Source organism: Sulfitobacter sp. HI0040, assembly GCF_001634885.1.
GTDB lineage: Bacteria > Pseudomonadota > Alphaproteobacteria > Rhodobacterales > Rhodobacteraceae > Sulfitobacter.
Genome location: NZ_LWEX01000503.1, coordinates 1 through 278 on the forward strand (window position 1 = coordinate 1; position 278 = coordinate 278).

General features: G+C 56.8%; 1 pseudogene. It reads right to left on the reverse strand.

Annotation, left to right across the window (positions count from 1 at the left end):
• Window position 1: 1 nt before the first annotated feature.
• Window positions 2-278 (reverse strand): annotated as a pseudogene (locus A3728_RS19805) (ABC transporter substrate-binding protein); the annotation flags it as partial.

The following is a 278-nucleotide window of genomic DNA, read 5'->3' on the forward strand; positions in this document are numbered from 1 at the left end:
CTTAGGCGTCCTTTAACCAGCACTTGATGTGGGACATGTTGTTCATGACGGGGCCGTTCGGATCGTTGTTCCAGCCACCGATATCGTCCGAGACACCTGCAACGAAGTCGTTGAACATCGGAAGGATGACACCGCCTTCTTCGCGCAGCATCCGGCCCATCTGGGAATAGATTTCCTTGCGCTTGACCGCGTCCAGTTCCGCCTTCGCCGCATTAAGCATCTTGTCGAACTCGGGGCGCTTCCAGCGGGTGTCGTTCCAGTCTGCCGTGGACAGATAG